Source organism: Geobacter sp. (assembly GCF_027327745.1).
Lineage (GTDB): Bacteria > Desulfobacterota > Desulfuromonadia > Geobacterales > Geobacteraceae > Geobacter.
In genome coordinates this window covers 23,876-46,101 of sequence record NZ_DAHVYG010000030.1, presented here as the reverse complement: position 1 = coordinate 46,101, position 22,226 = coordinate 23,876, and the positions used below count along the sequence as shown (strand labels likewise).

General features: G+C 63.5%; 21 protein-coding genes. All 21 read right to left on the bottom strand.

Annotated features, from left to right (window positions below; all coding sequences use genetic code 11):
• Positions 1 to 63 precede the first annotated feature (63 nt).
• Positions 64 to 2,985 carry a CxxxxCH/CxxCH domain-containing protein gene (locus M6689_RS05445; RefSeq protein ID WP_298268789.1) on the bottom strand — a complete coding sequence of 974 codons (2,922 nt, stop codon included), beginning with the start codon at positions 2,983 to 2,985 and terminating at the stop codon, positions 64 to 66.
• A gap of 320 nt (positions 2,986 to 3,305) precedes the next feature.
• The gene (gene yedE, locus M6689_RS05440) at positions 3,306 to 4,367 is read right to left on the bottom strand and encodes a YedE family putative selenium transporter (RefSeq protein ID WP_298268850.1); all 1,062 of its coding nucleotides are present in this window, start codon (positions 4,365 to 4,367) and stop codon (positions 3,306 to 3,308) included.
• Between the two features lies 1 nt (position 4,368).
• Complete coding sequence (locus M6689_RS05435) at positions 4,369 to 4,908, bottom strand: hypothetical protein (protein ID WP_298268787.1); 540 nt, start codon at positions 4,906 to 4,908, stop codon at positions 4,369 to 4,371.
• A 120-nt stretch (positions 4,909 to 5,028) separates the two neighbouring features.
• Positions 5,029 to 5,934, bottom strand: a complete 906-nt coding sequence (locus M6689_RS05430; protein ID WP_298268784.1) for a phosphate/phosphite/phosphonate ABC transporter substrate-binding protein — start codon at positions 5,932 to 5,934, stop codon at positions 5,029 to 5,031.
• A gap of 13 nt (positions 5,935 to 5,947) precedes the next feature.
• Positions 5,948 to 6,862, bottom strand: coding sequence for a GeoRSP system SPASM domain protein (locus M6689_RS05425; protein WP_298268781.1), 915 nt, complete (start codon positions 6,860 to 6,862; stop codon positions 5,948 to 5,950).
• A 4-nt stretch (positions 6,863 to 6,866) separates the two neighbouring features.
• Positions 6,867 to 7,862, bottom strand: a complete 996-nt coding sequence (locus M6689_RS05420; protein WP_298268778.1) for a GeoRSP system radical SAM/SPASM protein — start codon at positions 7,860 to 7,862, stop codon at positions 6,867 to 6,869.
• Positions 7,855 to 8,169, bottom strand: coding sequence for a GeoRSP system PqqD family peptide chaperone (locus tag M6689_RS05415; protein WP_298268776.1), 315 nt, complete (start codon positions 8,167 to 8,169; stop codon positions 7,855 to 7,857). Before M6689_RS05415 ends, M6689_RS05420 begins: the two co-directional genes overlap by 8 nt.
• A 90-nt stretch (positions 8,170 to 8,259) precedes the next feature.
• Entirely contained in the window at positions 8,260 to 8,580 is a 321-nt protein-coding gene (locus M6689_RS05410; protein ID WP_298268773.1) for a cupin domain-containing protein, read from the bottom strand.
• Positions 8,581 to 8,607: 27 nt separating this feature from the next.
• Positions 8,608 to 10,521, bottom strand: a complete 1,914-nt coding sequence (locus M6689_RS05405) for a permease (RefSeq protein WP_298268770.1) — start codon at positions 10,519 to 10,521, stop codon at positions 8,608 to 8,610.
• Between the two features lie 97 nt (positions 10,522 to 10,618).
• Complete coding sequence (locus tag M6689_RS05400; RefSeq protein ID WP_298268847.1) at positions 10,619 to 11,530, bottom strand: ResB-like family cytochrome C biogenesis protein; 912 nt, start codon at positions 11,528 to 11,530, stop codon at positions 10,619 to 10,621.
• A gap of 27 nt (positions 11,531 to 11,557) precedes the next feature.
• Positions 11,558 to 12,118: a glycine betaine ABC transporter substrate-binding protein gene (locus M6689_RS05395; protein ID WP_298268767.1), complete on the bottom strand. Its 561-nt coding sequence runs from the start codon at positions 12,116 to 12,118 to the stop codon at positions 11,558 to 11,560.
• A gap of 59 nt (positions 12,119 to 12,177) precedes the next feature.
• A complete protein-coding gene (locus M6689_RS05390) occupies positions 12,178 to 12,825 on the bottom strand; it encodes a carboxypeptidase-like regulatory domain-containing protein (protein ID WP_298268764.1) in 648 nt (215 codons plus the stop codon).
• A gap of 251 nt (positions 12,826 to 13,076) precedes the next feature.
• A complete protein-coding gene (locus M6689_RS05385; RefSeq protein ID WP_298268761.1) occupies positions 13,077 to 15,563 on the bottom strand; it encodes a right-handed parallel beta-helix repeat-containing protein in 2,487 nt (828 codons plus the stop codon).
• 318 nt (positions 15,564 to 15,881) lie between these two features.
• Positions 15,882 to 16,679 carry a carboxypeptidase-like regulatory domain-containing protein gene (locus M6689_RS05380; protein ID WP_298268758.1) on the bottom strand — a complete coding sequence of 266 codons (798 nt, stop codon included), beginning with the start codon at positions 16,677 to 16,679 and terminating at the stop codon, positions 15,882 to 15,884.
• Positions 16,680 to 16,765: 86 nt separating this feature from the next.
• The gene (locus M6689_RS05375) at positions 16,766 to 17,305 is read right to left on the bottom strand and encodes a DUF4143 domain-containing protein (RefSeq protein WP_298268755.1); all 540 of its coding nucleotides are present in this window, start codon (positions 17,303 to 17,305) and stop codon (positions 16,766 to 16,768) included.
• Positions 17,306 to 17,324: 19 nt separating this feature from the next.
• Positions 17,325 to 17,846: an AAA family ATPase gene (locus M6689_RS05370; RefSeq protein WP_298268752.1), complete on the bottom strand. Its 522-nt coding sequence runs from the start codon at positions 17,844 to 17,846 to the stop codon at positions 17,325 to 17,327.
• A 105-nt stretch (positions 17,847 to 17,951) separates the two neighbouring features.
• Positions 17,952 to 18,848, bottom strand: coding sequence for a nucleotidyl transferase AbiEii/AbiGii toxin family protein (locus M6689_RS05365; RefSeq protein ID WP_298268749.1), 897 nt, complete (start codon positions 18,846 to 18,848; stop codon positions 17,952 to 17,954).
• A complete protein-coding gene (locus M6689_RS05360) occupies positions 18,835 to 19,383 on the bottom strand; it encodes a type IV toxin-antitoxin system AbiEi family antitoxin domain-containing protein (protein ID WP_298268747.1) in 549 nt (182 codons plus the stop codon). Before M6689_RS05360 ends, M6689_RS05365 begins: the two co-directional genes overlap by 14 nt.
• A gap of 114 nt (positions 19,384 to 19,497) precedes the next feature.
• Entirely contained in the window at positions 19,498 to 19,977 is a 480-nt protein-coding gene (locus M6689_RS05355; protein ID WP_298268745.1) for a hypothetical protein, read from the bottom strand.
• A 25-nt stretch (positions 19,978 to 20,002) separates the two neighbouring features.
• Positions 20,003 to 20,827: a cytochrome c biogenesis protein CcsA gene (gene ccsA / locus M6689_RS05350; protein WP_298268743.1), complete on the bottom strand. Its 825-nt coding sequence runs from the start codon at positions 20,825 to 20,827 to the stop codon at positions 20,003 to 20,005.
• Entirely contained in the window at positions 20,824 to 22,191 is a 1,368-nt protein-coding gene (locus M6689_RS05345) for a cytochrome c biogenesis protein ResB (protein ID WP_298268741.1), read from the bottom strand. Before M6689_RS05345 ends, ccsA begins: the two co-directional genes overlap by 4 nt.
• Positions 22,192 to 22,226 lie beyond the last annotated feature (35 nt).

The window sequence follows — 22,226 nt, the reverse complement described above, 5'->3', positions numbered from 1 at the left end:
TTCACCTCTTGTAATTCCGGCTTGGGCGGGGAAAGCCCCTCCGTGGACGAATGCATAGACATCTTATAACGACGTATGGCAGCTCTGACAGGTCGTGCGCCCGCCGGTACCGCTCCACTTGATCGCCTGCTTGAAGTGACAGGCGACGTTGGAGCAGGTCTTCGTCCCGGACGCGTAGGTTGCCCCCGACAGGCTGGAAGAATAGGTATCGAAGCTCCCCGAGGTCTTGTAGGTGCCGGTCCTGGTCCAGCCGGCCGGTGCTTTTCTGAGCTGCGCCTTGGATATAATGTTGACTGTCATGAACTTGACGTCAACACTGCCGTTGACATGGGTCACGGCACTGGCGATCACCGCGTTCCCTTTCGGCGAGCCGGTGTGGCAGCCGTTGCAGTTGGCGCTCTTGTCGTTGTACGGAACGGTCACCGTCGTATTATGGCAGATGTTGCAGCTGATGGTGGTCGAGGTGGTCGCCAGGCCGTGGCTGCTCGTTCCGGTGCTTCCTGCAACGGCCAAACCAGTGCTGCCGTTGTAGATGTTGTTGGAGTGAATGCCGACGAGGTGCCCGCCGGCCTGACCGCTGCCGAGCCAGTTGTTGACGTCGTAGTGGGCGGGAGAACCGGCGATGGTGCTGTTCGGGAAGTTGCCGTGGCAGTTGGCGCACCGGTCGCCGGTGAAGGTGCCGCCGTACCAGTCGGGGGTGGTGGCGTAGATCAGGCTGGTCGTGTAGCCGTTACTGTGACAGTAGACCGCCGTGCACTTGATGGAAATCCCGGAGGTGCCGACAATGCCGCTCCCGGTCGCCCCGGGGCCGTTGTCGTTGGTGGCTCCGTTACGGCTCCGCAGGTAACCGATGCCCGCCGCGTTGTTGCTCAAAGCGAGATTGACCCTGCCGTTATTGTGGAAGGTGAACTTGTCAAGGGGATGACAGTTGGAGCAGCCGAAGCGGTAGGTGGCCCCCACCGGGTGGTTACCGGTAAAGTTGTAGAAGGTCGGGATCATCCCACCCACGTGGATGGCGTGGGCACCACTGAGGCTGGCGATCGGATGGCAGAAATTGCAGTCGATGGAGTTGCCGCCCCAGCGCGGCGTCACGTAAACGGTGCCGCTCGTCCGGCCGTTGGAGTGGCAGTAAACGTTGGAACAGCGGCGGCTCTGGTCGTCATAGCTCGGATTGTTGTTGCCGGCTACGGCCGGGTCGAAGCTGACGTTTTTCTGGGTGTTGACGTGGAGCGTCGTCCCTGCGACCAGCGCGGTACCGGTCTGGGTCGTATTGAAATGGCACTTGCGGCAGTCGTTGGCTGCTGATACGTGCTTGTTGTGCGAGTTGTACCAGTTGCGGTCACTGGAGCTGTAGTTGTTGTAGTTCGGTTCGCCGAACTGACTGGTGAAGTTGCCGGCCGGCGGGGTGAGGCTCAGAGTCGCCGTCCCGTAGGCGCCGTGGCACCCCTTGCAGTCGAAGGTGGTGGCGGTGTCGCTCCAGGGGACCATGGTCCGGAACGCCGGGGTGCGCTGTCCGGAGCTGTGGCAGTAGACGGTGTTGCAGGTCCCACCGCTGATATGGCCCGCCCGCAGCCCCGAGTAGTCCTTGAAGGTGTTGACGTGCTTCGTCTTGTTGATGATCGTCCGGTTGTTTTCGACGGTCCTGGCGTGGCACTCCACGCAGCCGAAGGCGGTCCCCACCTTCGGGTTGTAGCCGGCGTCAATATGCTTGCGGTGGTTGTTGGTCGCCAGCACCCTGGCGCTCGTGGCATCGTTGCCATGGCACCCCGTGCAGTCGGTCGGGAAGTCTGTCGCCCCCCAGAGCGGCGTGGAATAGTTGTTGTACGGCGCCGTCGCCGTGGTGCCGTTGGAGTGGCAATAGAGGTTGGTGCAGCGGCCGTAGGCGGTCCCCACATCCTTGGCCAGAGGGGTGGCTGCACCGCCGTACTGGCCGTTCGTCCCGCCGATTGAAGGATCGAACGAGATATCAACCTTCTTGTTCAGGTGCATCGTTTTGTCTTTGATCGTCCGGGAATCGGTGACCGTTGCGCCGTGACATTTGACGCAGTCGATGATCGTCAACGCGCCGTTGCCGATGTGAATGGCGTGCGAGCCGGTCTGCATGGGGGAACCTGACTCGGCATCCCCCAGGTGGCACCCTATGCAGCTCGTGCCGAAGGCGATCGCCCAATTGGGCTGGCGGTTGGGGGGATCGTAGTTGCTCGCCTTGGTGCCGGGGCTGTGGCAATAGAGGCCGCTGCAGGTGCCGCTGCGGTTGGTGTTGTAGAGGTACAGGGGATAGCTCACGTCGCCGGAGTACGATCCGGTGCCGCCGTCGTTGGGGAAGGCGGAGAAGTTGAAGACGATCCCCCGCAGCCCGGCGCTGGTTGCGTGATCGAAGGGGTCCGGCTTGATGGAGTGGTCCGGATGGCACTTCTTGCAGGAGGTGGGGGAATTGCCGAAGTACGTGGTGTGCTTCGGGTGCTGGTTGTCGGCGCCGACCGACGAGTTGTGACAGGTATCGCAGGTCTGGGGCATGTCCGCCACCGCCCGGGAGAGGGGTGCGTTCCCCCGCTGGGGGGTCGTGTTCTCGAAGTGGCAGTTGACGTTGGCGCAGGTATCGAAGACCGGCGTGGCGGTCTGGGGGAAGGAGGTGACGTTCTTGTACCGGGCGGTAAGGCGCGAATTGTTGATATTGGCGACGAAGTCGATGCTGCCGTTGCGGTGGTTGTAGGTCGTCGGCATCTTGTGGCACTTGCCGCAGTTGGCCGTGCTGTTGAGGATCCAGGCATGGGTATTGTGGCTCCCGACAAACTGGCCGGTGGAGACGTTGCGGTAAGTAGCATCGGCCGGCGGCATGCCGTGGCATCCCGAACAGCTCGTGATGTTGCCGGCCCTGGCCGCATCGACAGGGGCAAAGAGCACGGCGCCACACGCCACCAAGAGCAACAACGCAGACATCACCACCGAGCAGCCGTTGAACCCTGCCTTTTTCGCCTTCCTCATGACCACCCTCCGCCTCTCTCCGCCGGTCTGCCGAACGCCCTCGCAAGGAACGCCATTAATGGGACACTGACCATGGCATAACCGCCTTATCACCAGACAGTTCGGCCTAGCAATTGTTATTTAAATAGCAGCTATCCCCAGGCAATACCAATAACTATCAGTAATCACAAAGGAAGAAATCTATTCGAAAATGCGGACTCTTCAGCCACCTAAGCCGTTTCACCATTAACATTAAATTGCAAAAACCGATCCCACTGAAGCACGGAATGGCGGGAAAAGCACGGGGGAGAAAGAGACAACAGGGAGGAAATGAACTCGGGCTACGCGCCCCGTTCGCGGAGGAGAAGGGAGCCGGCGAGGAGAAGGAAAAAACCGGCCAGGACCGCCACCTTGCCGGCAAGGGAGACCCCGGCGGTCGTGGCGGCGATACCCCAGGATTGGACGAGGGCGCCGCCGATGAACATCCCGACCACCACGAGGCCGGCGTCGGCATCACCCTCGCCGGCCTTGATCAGTTGCCGGAAGGGACAGCCGCCGATGAGCACCGAGATCCACCCCACCAGCCCCATGCCGAGGAAGCTCCAGAGAAAGTCGAGATGGGCGCCGGGCTGCCCGTAGAGACCGGGATTGAACCGCCCGGTGACGCCGCTCATGGCCCCGGCCGTGGCCACGAAGGCCACGACCCCCCAGAGGGCCGGGGAGCGAACCCCCATCAGGAGGGCGTCGCGGATCCCCCCCGTGATGCAGAAGCGGGTCCGCTGGGCGAAGGCGCCTAGGAGCGTGCCGGCCCCGAGGGCCACGGCAAGCGGTGCGTGCCGGGCGGCGCTCCCCTGGGCGGAGGAGAGGAGGAAGCCGGGACGGACAACGAGAAAGGCGAGCAGCAGGAGAAAGAACGCCGGGACCAGGAATCCGCCCCCCCCGCCCTCTTTCGACTGGGGACCGAGCTCCACCCCGTTGGCGAGCCCCTTGACTCCCCCCCAGCCCCCCGCCACCAGTCCGGCGACCCCGGCGACGGCGGTCAGGTCGCCGGCGGCCAGACGGAGGAAGAGCTTGATGGGGCAGCCGATGAAGACCCCGCAGCCGACGATCAGGAAGATCCCCGAAAAAAGCCGGGGAAGCGGCGCGCTCCCGCCGCGGGAGCGGAATTCGCCGCAGAGCATGGCGCTCGCCGCCGAACCGAGGACAAAGCCGATCAGCTCGGGACGCAGATACTGCATCCGCTGGTTGTCATGGAGACCGAGGGCGCCGGCGCTGTTCTCGATGAAGCAGGAGACGCAGATCCCCGAGTTCTCCGGGTTCCCCCAGACGGCCAGCAGCACGCCGATGGCCCCCAGAAGAAGCCCAGCCCCCACCACCACCCAGAAATGCCGGTCCCGCACCATGTTACTCACACCCCCCGGCGAGCCTGCTCTTGAGGTAGTTCACATTGCGGAGCGAAGCCGCCACGCTCCGGTTCCCCGGGTTGGCCGCAGCCCGGGCCCCGATCTCCTTCAACCCTCTGTCCACGAGCTCCTGGATCTCCCCCCGCCGCGACAGGGGGCTCCTGGCGTCGAGGTAGTCGCCGTTCAGCTTTACCCCTTCCACGAAGGCGGCCACCGCCTCGTCCAAGGCCCCCATCTCCCGCAGGATCTCCCCCTGGAGGATGTGGCCGTGGGCCTCGCCGGGATATTTGCGGTTCAACTCGTCCAGCTTGAGGAGCGCCGCCGGGTTGTTTCCCGCCTTGCGCAGCTCCTCCACCGGCCGGTACAGCCTGCCGATCAGCTCCACCCGGGCCTGGTATGCCATTTCGCGTTCCACCGCCTTGCCGAGACCGGCCCCCTTCCCTTCCCCCCCGCCGCGGTTCATGGCCAGGAGAACGGCGAGTGCAGCAACCACAACGGCCAGAAGCGCCCAGGTTATCTTGTCGTAGGTATCCTTGAACATCGTCATCTTGTACGCGAAGTGAGAGGTAAGAGGTGAGACGTGAGAAGAAAAGACTTTCGCTTCTCACGTCTTACGTCTCACGTCCCACTCTCACTCTCACTCTCACTCTGTGTGCGGTCCTCAATACCTCTGGTACGGCGGCATGTTCACCCGCTTCGCCATCTCCCGGATCGGGTTGTAGTCGCTGTCGAGGAGTTCCTCGTACCCGTCCACCGATGCCGCCTTCAGCACCTTGAGCCGCTCCCCGTCCACCTCGGCGGTGTCGGTCGGCTTCAGGGCCAGCAGAGCCTCCCGCACCTTCTTCACCAAGGCCGGATCCGCATCCCGGGCCGCGCCGAAGGTGCAGTACGGGATCGGCTTGCTCTGGGCGAGGATCACGAAGTCGTCGGGAGAGATCTTCCCCTCCCGGGCCATGGTCTCCAGATCGAGGAGCGGCGCGGCGGCCACGTCGTACTTGCCGTAGAGGACGCCGTAGATCAGCTTCTCATGCTTGTAGGAGCCGGGGGGAATGGAGTAGTACCCCAGGTCGTGCTCCGGGTTGATGCCGGCGGCCAGCATCAGATCGTACTCGGCCAGATAGCCGGTGGGGGCGAGCATCGGACCGAACGCCATCCGCTTTCCCCGGATGTCGGCCAGCTTCACGATGCCGCTCCCTTTCCGGGCAATGATGGCGCCGGCGGAACGGGAGCCGAACTGTCCCCGCTTCTCCGAGGCGACCAGTTGCAGGCCGTGGTGCTCCCGAAGGATGACGTAGAGAAGCGAGTTGGTGTGGGTGAACGTCAAGTCGCCGTTCTTGAAGCGCTTCTCGAAGTCGTGGGTGTCCACCGGCACCAGGACGAAATCGACGCCGCAGGCATCGGACAGGTAGCGGGTCAGGGGGGCGAAGCGCTGGAGGGTCTCCTGCTCGCTGTTGCAGATCATGTAGCCGATCTTCACCACCGGCCGTTTCCCCTCGGTCTTGCAGCCGGCCAGGACGAAGAGGAAGAGGCCGATGAGTACGATGCGGGTAAGGAAAGAAGGTTTCATTGATGGTGTCCTGTCATTGCGCGTAACGATGTGAAGACTTATCGAAGCCGGCCGGGGAGGAGACCCCCTGGCGGCAGGCCGGGTCGGCTCCCTCCAGGGAGCCTTGCATGACGTATGCCCTTCCCCGGCACCCCCCCCGGCACTCCGCAAGCTCTCCGCACTCTTCGCAGGCGGCAGGGGCCTCCAGCAGCCTGCGCCTCACCTCCCTCTTGGCGGCCGAGGCGACGATCTCCCTCAGGGACGCGCTCCCGATCTCCCCGAGCCGCAGCGGCAGGGTGGGACAGGGGTAGACGCCGCCGTCGGGGGCGATGGCGATCATGGTGTTGGCGGCCTGGCATCCCCCCTGGGGAAACGGCACGCCGGGGTTGAAAGCGCGCCAGAGGAAGGGGTCGTGGATCGTGAGCTCCATCCCCGCCACCCCGCCGGCGGCGGCCAGGGCGGCGGCGAGTTCGCGCTGCTCTTCGCCGGTGAGGAAGAAGGGGGGCTCGCCGCCGTAGAGCCGCTGCATCGGCAGGACGAGGCGGCGGATGCCCCGCTCCCGGCAATAGGCGACGATGGCCGGCAGCTTGCGCCAGTTCCCGGCGCAAACCGCCACCGCCATCCCGGTGCTCCCGGTGAGGGAATTCTCCTGCCCGCGGATGTCATCGAGACGCTCGACGGCGAGGAGGACCTCCTTCACCCCGATGGGTAACGGAAGGGCGCCCTCGAAGACGGCAGCGGGAATGGTGAGCGTGACGGCAATCCCTTTCCCCCCGAGCTGTTCCAGGAGCTCCGGGAGCACGCCATCGACCGGGTGATTGCCCGCGGTAACCTGGAGCATGAGGGGACGGCAGGCGGCGATGTCGGCGGCAACCCGGCGGAGAAACGCCGAGTCGCCCGGGGGAGCGGGGAGGTCCCAGTAGATGGTGATGGGGGTTGCCAGTTCCATGGGGTCAGGCCCAGCAGTGGGGGTCGGGGCTGTTCAGGTCGCCGGTAAGGGCCAGGGCCCGGGCGGAGCAGCCGCCGAGGCAATCCTCGTACTTGCTGCAGCCGGAGCACTTACCGGTCGGCTTTTTGTTCCGCATCTTCTCCAGGACCGGCGAATCGCGCCAGAGCTGCCGCAGGTCGTCCCGGACGATGTTGCCGATGACGACGGGGATGAAGCCGCAGGGGGTGATGTCGCCGTTGGCCTTGATGTTGAGGGAGAGCTTGCCGCAGACGCTCCCCTTGACGAGGCTCCCGGCGTCGCGGACGCCGAGGAGGGCGATGATCGGGTCGTCCAGGGAGATGTCGAGCACCTTCTCCCGCTCCCTGGCGGCCAGTGCCCCCCGGTAGAACTCCCGCCACTCTTCGGGAGAGAGATCGAGATCGTCCCGGTGGGCGAGACCGAGTCCCGAGCACTTGAAGTTGTGGAAGTTGAGCTGGCCGGCGCCGTGATCGCGGGCCAGGGCGACCAGCTCTGCGATGGTGGTGTGGTTGATCCGGCAGATGACCGTGGAAACGGAGGTGGCGATGCCGGCGGCCGCCAGGTGCCCCAGGGCCGCCACCGCCCGTCCGTGGCTCCCCGCCACGCCGCGGAAGCGGTCGTGGACCTCGGGGAGATGGCTGTCGATGCTGATCCCCACCCTGGTGAACCCCGCCTCCCGGAGGGCCGCGGCCGTCTCCCCGTCGATGAACCAGCCGTTGCTGTTCATGGAGAGTCTGAGCCCCACCCCGCCGGCAAAACGTGCCACCTCCGGGAGGTCGCGGCGCAGCAGCGGCTCGCCGCCGCCGAAGTTGACGGAGAAGACGCCGGCCTTCGCCACCTTCTCCAGGGAGGCGAAGAGGGTCTCCCGGTCCAGCTCGTCGTGGGTGTCGACCCGGCTGTAGCAGTGGCGGCAGGCGAAGTTGCAGCTGTTGTTGATGGCCCAGTTGATGGTGAGGGGGGCTTCGAGGGTTATCTCACTCATTATAGGTCACAAACCCCCTGGCCGCCAACTCGTCGAGGAAGGCCGCTACGTCCGCGCGGAGCACCTCCTCCTCCACGTCGAACCGGGGGAGCAGCTCGGCCACGCCCCCCTCGACGCTGCGGCCGTCGCAGAGCTTCCAGATCTCGGTGCCGAGATAGTTGAGCGAGAGCATGGTGCCGCCGGAGAAGAGGACCGAGGTCCCCTCGTCCTCCACGTCGTCCCCCCGGTCGAGGGCCTCCCGGACCTCGGCCAGGGCGTCGACCTCCTCGCGCCACATGACATTCGGATTGCGGTGTATCTTGCGCATCCTGCTCACCTTCCTCCCTGGACTCTTACGCGTCAGTCTCCCCTCACCCGGCCTTCGGCCACCTCCACGGAGGGGAGAGGGGGAAAAAGGTCAGTCCCCCTGGGCCGTGATGGAGGCGATGACGAGATTTTCCTGCGATGTGTTCCGGATGCCGTGATTCTCGAAGGGGGGAACGATGACGATCTGTCCTACAGTGATGGTCCGGGGCTCTTTTCCGGTAAGGAACTCCCCCGTCCCTTCCATGACCGTCCAGATGTGGCTTCCGTGATGGGTGTGGGTGATGATCTCCTGACCCGGTTTCATGCAGATGAGGCTTACCCTGGCATGATCGTCGGACCAGAGGGTCTCCTGGTAACGCTTCTGATCGTCGAATTTCTTCAGCTTCTGTACGTCCAGTACCTGTGATTTCATGAACTCCTCCTGGAATGAAAGTGTGCTTCAGGCTTTTCTGACCAGCTTCAGGACCCGGCCTATAAGTCTCGACGAGCGGGTGAAAAAGTGCGAGCCGACGGAGACCGGCACCTCCGGCCCACTCTCCACGGGACCGGAAAACGAGACCCCGAAACGGGAGGCCAGGCGGTTCGCCTCCTGCAGCCCCCCCCCGGCGGAAGGGAGGAGAGACGGCACGACCAGGGCCGCCCCGCCCCCGGCGTTATAGTCGGCAATCAGCTTCAGCTCTGCGTCGCTCAGCCGCTCCCCGCCGGCGCTACCCGTAAAAAGCCAGAGCTGGCCGTACCCGACCACCACCCCTGCAGTGAGCCGGGGAAGCTCCTTTCTCCCCACGCTCTTTACCGAAAACCCGTTCCGGCCGAGCCCGGCCAGGACCTTCGGCCCCAGGAGAGAGGACGACCCGGCCGCCTCACCGGTCAGGTTGTAGACCAGGATACTTCGCTTCTTTTCGGACATCGAGTTGTCGCCGAGCCACCGGGCGATGTTCCCGATGTACGTGGCATTGTCATGCTCCCCCGCCCCGGCGGCGGTGAAGCGCCCCGGGGAAGCGTCGAACACCACCCCCCCCAGGCCGTCGATATCGTTGGTGAAGGTCGCCACGTCCCCCCTGCCGTCCGGGTCCAGCACCATCCGGACGTTGGGGTCGTGTTTGGCGATGACGGCAGCCGGCCCCCCCGACAGGGAACCGACCCCGGTCAGGAGGGGATTCCCCAGATCGACGCCGGGGACGAAGACGGCGAACTTGAAGAAGTAGGCAATGAGGAGGGTGCCGGCGAAGCAGACGAACATGTAGAGGAAAAAGACCCTCTTCTTGAAGAAGGTCCAGAAGAGAACCATGGTCGGGACCGCGGTCACCGGCCCGCCGATCATGAATGCCAGGGCCGCCGCGGCGTCGAGGGTCCCGTCGAGCCCCCCCTTGATGTGGTAGATGATGCTGGAGGCACTGATCTGGTGCAGAAAGATCGGCACCGACGCCAGGGCCACCCAGACGATGCTCAAGGGGTCCTTGCGGCCGAAGAAGCGATAGAGCCACTCGTTTGGCATGTATCGTTCCACCACCGCACCGACCACGACGCCGACGATGACGTATTTGCCGACCACCCAGAGCATCTCCGCCGACTTCGCCAGGAAGATCAGAAACTTGTTCCCCGTCCTGACCGCCACCCGGTTGCCGAAGGTGCGGCGGCAGTTGCACCGCAGGCGCTCGTCGGGATAATCGTCGTCATGGAAGTCGCCCCGGATGAGCGCCCCCTCGACGAAGATCCCGTTCTTCCCGAAGCCCGGCCGCTTGCTCAGCAAGTGGGTCACCAGACCGGCGAAGATCCCCATGAAGAGGGCGGAGATGGTCCTGATGACCGTCCATTCGGGACCCAGGTCGTTGAGGGTGAGGAGATAGGTGGAGGGGCTCAGCAGCGGCGAAGTCACCATGAGGGACATGACCGGCGCCAGGGGAATCCCCGCCAGGAGGAGGCTGATGGCGGTCGTCAGGGTCCCGCAGGCGCAGAGCGGGGTAATGATCCCGACGAAGGAGGCGAGAAAGACGCTCAGCACGCCGTATTTCCGCAGTTTCGCCTGCAGCTTGACGGCGATCTTGTAGGTCCGGAGAAAGCCGCCGATGAAGATGCCGGCGAGAAAATAGGGGAGGACCTCCCACAGCTCGGCCGCCACCCCCTTCTTGCCGAAGAAAAGGTCCCGCAGTTCATTCCCGAGGAGAAGGGGAAACGGCCCACGCTCGGCATCGGGCACCCCCCTGGGGCCGCTGAGGCCGTAGACCCAGACGTGCCAGGCGACGAGCACTAGCGACGCCAGGATCATGGCGACCAGCATCACGTCCCCCGACCGGGCGGGGGTGCCGTGGATCTGGCACGCCTCCTTCGGTTTCGCGAACGGATTCATCGCCATGGGACGCCACTCATCAACTGCCGCGCAATAAGCCCAGAGCAGGGCGTTCTGAGTGAAGCAGACCACGTCCAAATGCCGAATTCAGGATTATTCACCTTCACGTCCCTGTACCCTTCCTGAAAAAACGTCGTGCAAACGACAGCACCGTGCCGATCCCCATGATGGCAAACCCGGCGAAAACACACGGTCTGCCGGGGTCTTTCACCACCTGGATGCCAGCAAAAGACATGCCGGCCCCATCCCGGTCGACCAGGGTATTGTAGAAATAGAGGCCATTCCAGACAAACGGCGCGTTGACCTCCGACGTTCCCGCCGCCACCGGAACGCCATTCCGGGTGAGGGCCAGGTCGACCCAGAGGCGCTTCGGCACCGGATTCTGGAACGCCACCAGCTTGAAGGCGTAGGGAAACGCCGGGGGGAGCGCGCTTGTCCCGGCGGTGTCGCAGGTACCGACCAGCCGCCCGTCCCGGAAAACGGAGAGCTTGAGGACTTCCGCGGGGAGTTCGAGGGAATCCGCCGCCACGCGGTAGGGCCCCAGCGCGAAGCTGCCGCCGGTCTTCAGGGTCTGCAGGGCCTCTTTCCGCTCCCCCTTCAGGACCCCCACCCGGACCGGAATGGGGTAATATTCGCGGTTGATTCGCCGAATGGCGAGTTCCGCGCCAAGGGGCACATCCCGGTCGAGATCCCAGCGGTAGACCTTGTTCACCGCGCTCCCCTCGTAGATGTTGACGGTCGCCACGTAGCCGAAGGCCCGGGCGATGACCCCGCCGCAGACCACCAGCACCCCGAGGTGCAGGATCAGCACCGGCACCGGGATCGACCGGAACCGGCGCACGGTGCAGAGCGCCAGGTTCAGGGCCAGCGTCCCCAGCAGGCCGAGAAACGCCGGGTGGGCATAGAACGTCCTGTTTTCGGTGAAGGTCCCGGGAATCGCCAGGAGGGAAACCGCCAGGAACAGTACCACCGCCAGTTCCGTCGACGACAGGAACCGGTACGTCCGTTTCAGCATCTCATTCAAGAAAAGCACTCGATGAAATCAGATGAGCTTCTTCGCCTTCAGAAAGTCCTTCACTGCCTTTTTCGACCTCTCGCCCCCGTCGGAGGCCTTGAGGAGCCTGGCATAGGCATCGCCGTTCAGGGCGCCGGCAAGTTTTGTCAGCAGCTTCGGGAGGGCGGGGTAGTTCTCCAGGGTCTCCACCGTCAGGACCGGCGCATATCCCTGGGGCATCCCGAACGGTTCGAGCCAAGTCAGGTTCAGTTTTCTGCGGTACTCCCCCTTGACGATCTCGTACGCCTTCTTCCCGCTGGGCCCGGCCGGCCGGCCGAGGAGCGCCAGGGCATGTTCCGGGTTTTCGATGATGATGTTCACCTTCCCCTGCCTGACCGCTTCGTAGACCTCTCTGGAGTCCCTGTAGGTCTGGATCTTCACCGCGGTTCCGGTCCGCTCGTTGATCAGCGTGGAGACCATCTCCGCCAGCATCCTGTCGCCGGCGGTGCCGGGGATGCCGATGAAGAGCGTCTTTCCGACACAGGCGACGCCCAGCTGCGCCCAGACAAGAACCATCGCAACGACGACCGTCAAACCGATTCTTTTCATGATCGACCCTCTGCTTTCGCTGAAATGCATGCGGAAAAGACCGATGCCAGGCTTGTCGTTCAATTACCGTACCCAATGGGAAGATCCAGAGCAATATCCGCTTTCCCGGCTTCCGTGCTTATCTCCCGGAGCGGGCCGGCAGCGGCGTCCGGCGGGAACCGTGTGGCCACCCCCACGTAGAAGCGCCCCCCCGCGGGGAGATAGAGGGTATAGCTGCCGGCGCCGTCACTCCAGGCTGAGAGGAACTCGGGGATCTCCCTCCCCTCCTTCGCCCTGTTGGCGAAGACGTAGCCGTTGGCGACCGGCGCCCCCTCCCTGTCGAGGATGCGCCCCCGCAGGACCACCGATTCGGAGGCGACCGTCACCCTTGTCCGCCCCACGTCCCGGATGTCGGCCACCACGAACTCGCCCCCGACCACCTCCCCCGCTGCCGGCTCCAGTATCACCGGCTCGCCCGAGTGTTTGTCTCCCGGCATGAGGGGGCCGTAGGTGCCGTCCTTCTTCAGCCGGGCCACGGCCCAGTAACGCCCCGGCGGCAGATGGAGCACGGTCCGCCCCTCCCGGTCCGACACCGGCGAGATGAAATCGGCGGGACGGCGCGTGTCGCCGCTGTCGTACACGAAAACCTTCGCGCCCGCAACCGGCCCGCCGGCCACATCGAGGATCGTCGCCCTGAGGGTCGCCAGCTCGGCGGCCCGCAGCGGCATGGCGATCGTCAGGAGGAGAAAGACAACAAACCAAAAACCGGCAGTTGGACGGGGTCTGTCGGAGCGAATTACGCGCTCTTTCGTTGCTGCTCTTGGCGAAATGGAGCGATAGCAGTCGATCTTGTTCGAACCCGCAGGGTGAGTTGATCGACTGCCGCGCAATGAGCCTAGAGCAGCAGAAAGAGGGCGTTCTGAGCGGAGCAGACCACGGTCAGCTGCCGAATTCAGGATAAACAGCCGGATCCGGACCGTCATGGTTTCGCTCCCCCGCCGGCCCCGGCCGGCCCGGTCAGGTGGGGTTCGTAGCGCACAAAGCCGATTCCCGGCTCGTTTCGGGCATCATAAATGGCGGCGGCGGGATCGCCCGGCCCCCACCAGTTGTCCCGGGCGTCCACATCCTCGTTATTGAAATCCCCGACCCGGATCCCGTAGCTGCTGTTGCCGGCGAGGTTGTTCCGGGAGATGGTGAGCCCCCCACCCTTCTCGCGGACGAAGATCCCGGTCTCGTTACCGGTAATGGTGTTCTCCGCGATGACCGCATTGCCGATGTACGCCCGGATCCCGATGGTATTCCCCGTAAAGGTCGAATGCCCGATCCGCACCGGCCCGCTCCGGAACCGCATGCCGCCGTAGTTGCGGGAGAAGAGGGAGTCGGTCACCAGGAGATCGGTGAAATGGCTGTGGATCCCCCAGGTGGCGTACTCGAAGACGCAGTGGGCGATCTCGCTGCCCGTGGCGTATTCGAGGAGTACCTCGTCCCACGCCGACGGCTCCTTCGCTCCCGCAGAGGTAAAGACGATCGTCGCCTCGCCGGTCCCCTTGGCCAGGAGCTTCCCCTTCACCGCCAGACCGGCTCCCCGGGCGAACCGCACCGTCGTTCCCGGGGCGATCCCGAGGGTCGCCCCTACGGAGACCGCGGCCGGCCGTTCCACGGTGATGACGCCGCGCCAGGTGAGGTCCGTCGTCACCGACGGCAGCGGCCAGGCCACGGCGAACGGCGTCCCGGCCGGCCGGTCATGGGTCACCTCCCCCCGGACGGGGTCGTCCCGGCGGTCGCAGATCACCCGGTCGGGATCGTCTCCCCCCCACCAGTTGCCCGGGGCGGCGAGCTCCTTCTTCCCTTCGAGATCGATGGCATAAAGGCCGTTGCCGCCAAAGTTGTTCCCCGTGACCGTCCCGCCGGAGCTCTGGACGCCGATCCCCCGCTCGCCGTTGTCGGAGAACAGGTTCCCCGAGATGAGCGCTCGGGCGTCCTGGAGGTTCAGGCCGTTGATCCCGTTGGCCGCGATGATGTTGCCGGCCACCTCCAGGTTGTCGCAGTTCTTCACCGAGAGGCCGATCTCCAGGTTGTTGGAGATGCAGTTGCGGTCCAGCTCCCCGAAGTAGGTATCGGCCACCATGAGCCCGAAGCGGTTGCCGTCCACGAGGTTCTCCCGCACCGAGGCGGTGCACTCGCGGATCCGCAGCCCCTCCCGGCCGTTGCCGACGATCCGGTTGCCCCGCGCCGTGAGCTGGGTCCGGAAGAAATTCCCCCCCAGGTAGTTCCCCTCCAGGAGGTTGCCGGCGAAGATCACCGTGGCATCCCGCCCCTGGACCCCGCTGCGGTTGCCGCTGATGGTGTTCCCCGTCAGGTCCACCACCGATTCCTGGAACTGCACCCCCCGGTAGTTGCCGGTCAGCACCGAATCATGGATCGCCACGTTGGAGAAGTGGAAATGGAGCGCCCGGTAGGCATGCTCCACCCGGCAATGTTCGATCAGGTTCTGGGCGCCGGCGCTGTTCATGATGTTGATGGCGTCCCAGTCCCCGGGAGACTTGACCGCCTCGGCCGAGCGGAAGACGATCGGCTGCGCCGCCGTCCCCTTGGCGACCAGGCGCCCCTGGATCAGGAGGCCGTTTTCGCCGATGCCGTCACCGTTGGTATCCTTCTTCGTGAACTCGACGATGGCGCCCGGCATGATCACCAGCCGGCTCCCCTCCGGCACCCGGACCACCCCGTCGACCACGACCCGTCCCCGCCAGAGCGTCTCGCCCCGCAGGACCTCGTCCCGGTAGCGCCGGCCGACGGGGGACTCCGCCGCGGGTGGCACCCCCTGCTCCTCCCTCCCCCCCTTCATGGATGCGGAAAAGGTATCCTTCTTCCGGTTCCCGGCAACCGTCGTCCCGGAGGTGGTGACGCGGGCACCGTTCAGGGCGAAGAGGCCGTAGTCGTTGCCGGCGATCCTGCTACCCTCCACGGCCGCCTCGACCCGCCCCCCCTGGGCGACGAGGCCGTAGCGGTTATCCCGCAGGGCCGAGCGCTGCAGCCGGAGCGTCCCGTCGATGACGGTCACCCCGGTCTCCGCCCCGCTCACCCGGCACTCCGAGAGGGTAGCGGCGCCGTGATCCACGATGATGCCGGCCCACCCCCCGGTTTTGGTCCCCTCGCCGGAAAAGAGCACCGGCGCCACGGCGGTCCCCTCCACCACGAGACGCCCCCGGACGGTGATCTCCGTCAGGGGGGAGAGGTATTCCGGATCGGTCTTGGTGCTCTCGGCCGCCGACACCGTCACGACCGTCCCGGCCCGTACGGTAAGGGTCACCCCGGCGGGGACCACCACATCCTCCCCGACGGCGACCCTCCCCTGCCAAACCGTATCGGCGGTGAGGACGCCGGCGAGGGCGGGTCGGGGCGCCGGCAGCACGAGGAATGCACCCCCCATCGCCGCCCAAAGCGCAACGGTTCTGATGATACGCATCGGCATGATCATAAGTGTACCAATGGCATAGAGGCACCGAACGTCTGATGTTCAGTGCCTCTATGGATTACTACCCCTTCCCGCTTATCAGCAGGGATGCACCACGGCATTCCCCACGATCCGGGGACGGCTGTATCTGCTCTTCTTCATCGCGCAATCCACCTCCTCTCCCGTCCTGGATATTAGGGCCATCAAGCCGGACTATGTCGGTTCGCGGAGGACAGGCACCTCTTTTCGCAGGCCCTCATCTACCCCTTTCGCCGTTGCTCGCTCAAGAGCTTTCTTGTTGACATGCAATTCAGGTTCCAAACATCCGCGTTACTTCCTGCCGGGACCGCGTCCCTCGAACCGGACTCCCCAGAAATCGATCCCCTTTACCGTCTCGCCGCTCTTCACCACCACCGGCGCCGCCTCGGTCTTGCCGTGTCCCCCCACGAACTCACCTGCCTTCGGGGCGCCGCCGCCGTAAAGGTCGCGGGCCTTCAGGTAGTAGGTGCCGCCGGAGTGGACCCGGAGAAGATACCTGCCGTCCTTCCCCGTCCGTTCCGAGACGTAGAGCGGCTTGCCGACCATGCCGGGGGTGACGAAGGCGAAGACCATTATCCCCTCCACAGGCTTTCCGCCGGCGTCGGTGACGGTTCCCCCGATGGCGGTGAGGGAGCCCTCTTCCCTGGCGGCGTCCCTTTTGTACAGAATGACCGACGCTATGGTCCCCGCCGTGGTGGTTTCGCCCCCCTTGACGGTGAACTCCCACATTTTTCCCGTCCGGTCCTCGCTCGGCAGGTAGTAGTCGCCGTCGCGCAGGGGGCCGATCCCCTTGCCGGCCGGGCGTTTGCCCGCCCCCATGTAGTAGGTCCCCTCGATCAGCTGCGCCGTGAACCGCCCTTCGCCGTCGGTGGTCACGATTTCGTCCGGCACCCGCCAGTAGCGGCCGGGCCAGGGGGGTGGTCCCGAGGACTTGCGGAACAGAAAGACCTGACCGTCGGCCAGCGGCCCGTCCCCCTTGATCTTAAACTGGCCGGTCAGGGTTCCGGTCCTCACCTCGTCGGCCCGGGCGCTCACCCCGGCGCACAACTGCACCAGGACCAAAAACAGAATCAGGGCAATGCGGCTCATTGCCATCTCCTTTCCCAAGAAAAATTCATCGTTCGGAAAACAGGGTGGGGCACTTCCGGATCAGCACGGGCGCCTGAGGAGGAGCATCAACGTCCCTGGATACCGACCGGGCCGAGATCCTCCAGCAACAGATCCCAGATCGTCATGAAGCGGACATCCGTCTCGCCCATGCGCACCTCGGCCCGCAGGCTCCTGTTGATCACCAGACAGAAGGGGGGGGAATATTTTTCGACAAACCCTTCAAATGCACGGGGGATGGAAGGCTTGGCCAGTTCCTTGTACTTGACCTCAACGGGTATGACCATTCTGCCAGTATCGATGACAAAGTCGATTTCGGCCTTCGATTTCGTCAGCCAGAAATGAATCCGGGCATTGCTCCAGCGCAGCTTCTCCCGCAACACCAGGTAGACCAGGTTCTGGAAGGCGAACCCCAGATCATCGGGCCGACGCAGGTCGCCGAACACCCCAAGGGCATAATTGCGCAACCCGATATCGGTGAAATAGACCGACGGCGCCTTGCTGATCTCGCTCCGGACATTCCGGAAAAACGGCGTGACGCGCCGCAGGATGTAGGTTTCTTCCGCGTACCAGCAGTAATTCTTGACGGTCGGCAGGGATATCCCCAAGGTGGTAGCCAGTTCCGTATTAGTTGATGATCTGTCCCGCCTGATCGGCAAGGGTCTTCATCAGCTGCCCGTACGCCTCGATCTTCTCGACGTTGAGCAGATAGGCAATGTCCCTGGTGACGTACCCCTGGTAGACCTCGTCGATAACCCGCAGTTTCTCGCGGGCCTCGGCCTCCAGCACGACGCGCGGATAGCCGCCGAAGTTCAGGTACTCCGTCAGCAGACCGGCCGAGCGGGCCGTTTCCAGCGCGAAGAAGTCCGGCAACCGGTCCGCGTAGCGATAGCCGGTCCTGAAGTTTACAAACTCGGTCAGGGAGAGGGGATATACTTCATAGACCCGCTTCCTTCCCACCATGGACTCCTTGACCTTCGCCTTCAGGTCCACACTCCCGGAGCCGGACACGATGAACTTGTACGGCAGTCCCAGATCCTGCAGCCCCTTGAGAAAGAGACCGGCGTCCTCCCGACGCTGGATCTCGTCGATGAACACGAAGCCGGGCGAACCGCCGAACTCCAGCTGAATCTTTTTTACATGCTTCACGATGAGGGCGGCACCTCACCTGCCCCTTGCCGGCGGCGCTTGCCCCCCATGTAGGAGGCCCCCTCGATCCGCCTCTTCCCAAGACATTATGTCTAGTGTCCCCCGCTACATCTTGAACGTGACGGACTCCGTAACGCCGGTCAACGAGTGCTTAACCTTGTCGCATTCCATCTCGACCACCCCGGTGAGATATCCCCAGAACGCTTCATTTTCAACTGTCTGCGCCACTATCTGCGACGGCAGAAATCGTCTCATTTCATGAATAAAGGCCGAATGCACATGGGGATCATGCCGGAGCTGTCTTTTGCGCTCAGCCATCAGATTCAGGAACTCGTCGATGCCGCGTCGATGATCCAGAACCTTCTTCGGGACCAGATCCAGCGGCAAGTCGACATTTTGCTGCTTGAGCCAGCCGATATCCCACAGGTCCCGGTTCTTGAGCCGGTTCGGCCTGAGCGCGAAGGCAACCAGTTTATCCGCAAGAATTTCCTCCCGGCTCTGTGCCTGAATGATCAGGCCGGAGGTGCCCATATCGACTCCATAATGGTTCCGGATGACCATGGGGCGTCTGTCGTAACTGGGGATGGCGCATATATCGATATTGATCCTTTGCGCGGGGAGTCCCTTCTGCTCCGGGCGGGTGACGACCTTCAACTTCCAGGTGTCCACATCACGGGTGTCCCTGATCGGCTCACCAACCTCGACACTCAGTCCGTATTTCGTCTGCAGCCTGTCCACAAGCAGGCCGGCCAGGCCTTGCAATGTTTCGCGCCTGAAGTCTTTTCCCCCGGTAAAATCCAGATCCTCGCTCAAGCGGCTCGAACCATAACAGGCACGCAGACAGGTACCGCCGATAAAGGTCAAACCACCGAGCAATCCGGCGCCACTCATTTCCCGTATGATATCGTGATGAAGGAGCTCCTTTTCGACCACCACACGCAACGGGGCAAGCTCCCCCCGGCTCTTCATCGCCTGGGAAACCAACTGATCAAACAAGTTCATCGACTGCCTCCCAGTCAATCAGATCGGCCTCGCGTCCGGTGGCTTTCATATCCCTGACGGCCAAGGCAACAGAGGCACGCCAGAGGTGACAGCGCGGATCATAGGTGAGCTGATCGGCCAGGGTCTCCGGTCGTTTTTTTGTGTGAATAAATTCAATCCGGCCGAAATCACCGCAGTTGACAATATTGCTGCGTCCCGAGGACATGAGCGTAATCCAGTTCATGGGAACCTGCGAGATCACCCCCGCATCGCTCAACGCCGTCTCCAGGCTGATGTAATTGAATTCACCGGCACGCAACCTGGCCGCAACATGGTAAAGGAGCAGACCCTGCGGGAAGTTGACCTTGGGATAGAGGTACAGCCCACGGCAGACACGCCTGAGCAACCCCTCTTTCTCCGCCCTGCTGACGAGCGCTTTGAAGGCGCCCTGACTCTGCCCCGGCATGGCCCCACGCAGATCGCTCGACGAAAACAGGTAATGTTCGTCATCAGTCACCTGTTCTAATACGTGCATCAGTTGCCTGACTGGTTGCATATGGAGCTCCGATCTACAGAAAGTAACGTTTAGTGTAACCTTGTGTAGACCGAATGCAAGGGAGCAGCAGCAAAGCATTTCTGAACACGGTCCTCTCCTCTCCCCGAACGATTTTCATGGCGACGTATCCTCCAGCACCACAACATCTTCGATCAGCCAGCGGTCATCAACCTGGAGAAACTGGTAGTCGAGAAGGTAGGTCAGACCTTGGATCTCCTTCTCCGTTTTCCCGGACACCGGATCGACCTGGCGAACATCCCAGACCTCTCTCGTTCTTACCGTGGCCATTCTCTGCTTCGCCGGCTTGTCGGTCTCGAAGGTAACCCCCAGATAGTCGAGTTTTCTCAGCTTCGACTCCATCCGGCGTTTTGCCATCTTCAGCCCGTTGAGCCGATGCTCCAGCCGCGCCTCATGATTCGGGGTAATGACGTCCCGCAACCCCGACATGTCGAACTTCACGTACCCTTCCGCAAGCAGGCGCGTGTACCTCTCGACCTGTTGCCGCAGTGCGGATTCTTCTTCCTGCCGGTGATCGCTGCACCCGCACACGCCTCCAGCCAGGAGCAGCAGGCAAATGACCAGCCATATCCTCATATCGACTCCCCGTTTCTGATCAACCCTAATCGGTCATGTACTGGGAATGGAGATCCTTCACGAAATAGGGCATGACGAAAAAAGCCCCGATCGAAAAGATGAAGGCGAGAATGACGTACCAGGCGGAAACTCTTCCCCGCCAGCGGAAGGTTATCCTCCCATGCAGGTATATGCCGTAGACGAACCAGACGACCAGGGACCACGTCTGGGCGGGGTCCCACGACCAGTAGCTCCCCCAGGCGTAGTTTCCCCAGATGATGCCCGTGATGATCATGATGGAGAGGGCAACGAACCCGAACGCCGTCAGGCGGTAGATGTAGTCGTCGAGGACGCCAATCCCGGGAAACCTGGCCAGGAATCCGCCCGTCGGAGAATCTTCCGTCTCTTTCGCCAGATACACGATTGCCAGGGCGACGGCCACCAGCATGGAAGCAACCGTGAGCTTGGCGAAGACGATATGGACGATGAGCCAGGCGCTCCGCAGACTCGGGGGAAGGAGTCGCGCCTCACGGGAACCGAGAAGGGCAAATCCCATCATGAGGAAAGAGAGCGGCATGACCAGGACGCCGAGGCCGGCAAGCTTCCGGAAGCGCCACTGGAACAGAAGAAAGAACGTAACCGCAATCCAGACATCCGAGGAGAGCACTTCGTAGGTGCTGATGTAGGGACCGTGTCCACTCTCGCTCCAGCGCAGGCCGAGCGACACCGTGTGCAGGAGCACCCCGGCGGAGGCGAGACCGACCCCCCACCGTCGGAACCTCTCCCTGCCAAAGGCGAGAACCACCATGTAGGCTATGGCGCTGGCGACATAACAACCCAGGGCGCCCCAGAAAAATGCTGCTTGCGTCATTTCGCCCCCACCTCTTCCTCAAGCCGCTTCACCGTCTCCGCAAAGCGCTCCCGGAACGTTTCTCTGTACCGTTCGGCCGTCGCACCGACGGCAACCGTGCAACCGTCCCCATCGCTCCTGACCGACGCCCACCAGGTCTCCGGCACCCAGAAATAGGTGAGCAGCAGTCCGATCAGAAGGACGAGGCAGCCGGCAAAGATGACCGGCACGCCATAGTCCCGGCTGACCACAAACGAGGAATAGGGTTTCAGTTCGACGAAGCGAAGCGTAATCCCGTCCATCGTGAGCGTCCCCCCCTTGAAGAGGACGCCGAGGGAGCGACGCTTCTCTCCTTCCTGCTGCGTCACCTTGAGGAGCGTCGCCATGTGGGTCGAGCCGAGGCTCTCCAGGCCGCTGATCCGGACGACCTGCTCCGTGAAGAGTTCCAGCTCCAGCCTGATGCCGGTATCACCGACGGTGACCACATCGGTCATCCGCTCCCCCGGTTGACGCGGGATAAAAAACCGCGCCTTGCCGTCAATGGTGGTACCGGTACCATCGCGGGCCTCAAGCTCGGCAAAAAAGCCCTGGTGAGTCCCCTGATAGACGGTGGTGCCGGCAATATGCAACGGTTTGTTTATTTCGGTCCGCCGCTGGCCGAGAAACGTCCCATTGCCGTCAAAGGCGCTGAAGACATTGGCCCGCTGCTTCACTGCGCCCGGCTTCCAGAACGTGAGGTCGATCCTGTCGAGGCGCAGCTTGAAATTGCGGTCGCCACCGAACAGCGCGGGTCTGTCGGTGACCCGGAGGTAATTCCCGTGTTTTTCAACGAAGGTTTCCCCGGGAGAAAGCTCCGCATATCCCGCGTAGCGGGTCAGCATGCTGAGTGCGGCGCCGATGATAATGATCATCAGGGTCTGGTGAAAGAAGAACGGTCCCCACAACCCGGCGCCGCGCCTGCCGGCGGAGACGCGGAGTTCCCCCCCTGCCTTCTCCTCCCGTACCCTCAATCCGCTTTCCTTCAAAAAGGCGGCGAGTCTTCTCCCGGCATCGGCGGAGGCCAGGAACTCGGCATGGTTGGCCAGCGACCGGATCGAGCCGGCATCCTTCATTGTTACGAAGGCGGCTTGCCTTGCCCGCACCCGCCGCGCCATGGCTACGCTGGAAAACCCGAGATTGAGAATGAAGAGGAGAAGGATCGCCGCCAGAGGGATGCCGAGGCTGTCCGGTGAGTCGAAGCCCAGGGCGACAATCTTTCGCAGCAGCCGTGGTGCCGTCTCCATGGCGAGGGTCTTCTGGCCGATGATCGCCCGGAGCGCCGCGAGGCCGCCGAGAAGGACGAGGAGGGCAAAGGAAAGCCGCAAGCCGCCGAGGAGTGCGAACAACCTGTCGCGAAATCTTTTCCGGTCAGCGCTCATGC